Source organism: Xanthovirga aplysinae (genome assembly GCF_009711365.1).
Lineage (GTDB): Bacteria > Bacteroidota > Bacteroidia > Cytophagales > Cyclobacteriaceae > Xanthovirga > Xanthovirga aplysinae.
Window position 1 is genome coordinate 1 of record NZ_SMMB01000534.1, and the last position, 2,164, is coordinate 2,164.

Annotated in this window: 3 protein-coding genes; all 3 read left to right on the forward strand. The window is 33.4% G+C overall.

Going from position 1 to position 2,164, the window contains the following annotated elements; genetic code table 11:
- Window positions 1-89 precede the first annotated feature (89 nt).
- The 3 genes from E1171_RS02430 (at window position 90) to E1171_RS02440 (ending at window position 1,370) form a co-directional block, all read left to right on the forward strand.
- Window positions 90-233: a hypothetical protein gene (locus tag E1171_RS02430; RefSeq protein ID WP_155203727.1), complete on the forward strand. Its 144-nt coding sequence runs from the start codon at window positions 90-92 to the stop codon at window positions 231-233.
- Between the two features lie 204 nt (window positions 234-437).
- On the forward strand, window positions 438-854 hold the full coding sequence (locus E1171_RS02435) for a hypothetical protein (RefSeq protein WP_155203729.1): 417 nt from the start codon (window positions 438-440) through the stop codon (window positions 852-854).
- Window positions 855-920: 66 nt separating this feature from the next.
- On the forward strand, window positions 921-1,370 hold the full coding sequence (locus tag E1171_RS02440) for a GNAT family N-acetyltransferase (RefSeq protein ID WP_155203731.1): 450 nt from the start codon (window positions 921-923) through the stop codon (window positions 1,368-1,370).
- The last annotated feature ends 794 nt before the right edge of the window (window positions 1,371-2,164 follow it).

Consider the following 2,164-nt stretch of genomic DNA (forward strand, 5'->3'; position numbering starts at 1 on the left):
CAGACTGCTGCTTTTACATCTATGCTAAAACGGAAATAGACCCTATGCAGAGCTACTGCGTTTAACCAGACCCTTGGCAAGCATTCTTTATGACGAAATTTCTAGTAGTACTTTCATACCAAGACCCTGAAACCTATAAACATCGGGTGCTGGGAAGAATTGAAGATTACGAATCTTCGACAGGAATTTTCATTGTGGCAAAATCGAAAGAAAAAGCAATTGCTTGGGCTTAACAAGTGGTAGAGAAATTATTTAGAAAGATTAATCCAAATGAGGCAAAAAATTGGAAAAGTTTTAGAAATTTTTGCTGCATTGAGGAAGATTGGAATAATTCTGGCTGGTCCCATTAATTAAATCTTTTTCAATGTGTCAATGTAGGTGAGTTTCCTAACACCGATAAAATGTGAAGCCTTCCTTTAACAGATAAAATGAAGTAAATGGAAGACCGAATATACATAAGCTTTAATAACCCAAAGAAAAAGACTTCCACTCATCCGAAGCCTTTTCAAAAAATAATTGAAAATGCTGTTGTAAAAATTATCTCCACTATAATTCCAATAGCTAACCCTGACTTTGATCAAATACTGGAAAAAGTTGATTTTTGGAAAATTGAATTTAACAAAAAGAAAAATGCCACATGGAGAGAAATTGGTTTCGACAAAAAGGGGAATTCAATTGTAGCCATGCCATTAGGGAATAACTATGGTTATTGGACGGACAACCAATTAGCACTAGAAGATTATAAAAATTTTAACCCAACAACCATAACATCGGACGAGTTTGAAAAGGACTGGAAAAACTTTGTAAGGAGAATTGAAAAAAAACGCTTGCAAACAAGAAATAAAAGCCATTAAATCGGGGGATTATTCAAGCCGTTGTAAAGCACATAAATAAACGGACTCTTTAAATTTTAAAATAGTATGGAGATAAAACTTATCGATCCAATTCAGGCAGAAAATCTAATAAAAGAATTAGATGAATATCAAAGTAAGTTATATCCACCTAACAGTTGTCATTTGGACAGTATTGAAACTCTTCGAAATGAAAATGCATATTTTTATGGTGTAATCGAAAATGAAGAGATTGTCGCAATAGGTTCTGTGAAAATTTTCCCTGACTATGGAGAATTGAAACGTATTTATGTTCCCCCTACCCAAAGGAGAAAAGGTTTAGCTGCAAAAATAGTTAACAAACTTGAAACTCTTTTGATTTCAAAAAACATATTCTTATCAAGATTAGAAACTGGGCCTTATTCAAAAGATGCAATAAGTTTATATGAAAAACTTGGATATTCGATTTGCGGAAGGTTTGGTTCTTATAAAAACGACCCATTAAGCACTTTTATGGAGAAAAGGTTGGAAGCAAATTAGAAAAGTTGAAAACATCACTCGGATAAAATACGCTTTACAACACTCTGCAAAAATAATAGCCACACAAGGCCATCAGCACAACCAAACTACTCTTTTTACACTACCTTTGGGTGTATACAAGAATAATAGGAATTGTCACAAATTCAAAAATGAAAATATATAAAAATAATTAACTTTCTTATACTCCTAATAGGATTTACAACCGTAGGGAAAAGTCAAAATATTTCAACCAAGGTAAATCCAGATGGAACTCATAGTGTAATTGTAAATCATGGAAATACTTCAACACAGGTAAATCCAAATGGGACCCATAGCGTAACTATAAATCATGGAAGGACTTCAACACAGGTAAATCCAAATGGGCCACATAGCGTAATTATAAATCATGGAAGGACTTCAACACAAGTAAATCCAGATGGAACTCATAGCGTATTTATAAATCAGAGAAGTTCTTCAACACAGGTAAACCCAAATGGAACTACTAATGAAGTTTTTAATCATGGAGGTACTGCAAAGGAGGTCAATTTAGACAGAACACCTGCCCTAAATACACAAGAAAATAAAAAGAAAAAGAAAAGGAGTTCAAAGAAGATCAAAAACAGAAAGAACAAAAAAAGAACCGTTTGAAAATAAATAATTAACGAAGGTGGGATTAATAATGATGTCTAGACTCAATATTATATAAATAGTAATAGCCTGACAAGGCCTACAGCACCAACGAAGCTACAATTTTCATACCTACCGTTGTGTGGCATTTGGGCAAAAAATTATCCTCTAAGGAATTAGGGAAAGTG

Bases quoted from the DNA above. Each gene is read 5' to 3' on its own strand.
- E1171_RS02430 (WP_155203727.1), top strand. From the start codon at position 90: ATGACGAAATTTCTAGTAGTACTTTCATACCAAGACCCTGAAACCTAT.
- E1171_RS02435 (WP_155203729.1), top strand. From the start codon at position 438: ATGGAAGACCGAATATACATAAGCTTTAATAACCCAAAGAAAAAGACT.
- E1171_RS02440 (WP_155203731.1), top strand. From the start codon at position 921: ATGGAGATAAAACTTATCGATCCAATTCAGGCAGAAAATCTAATAAAA.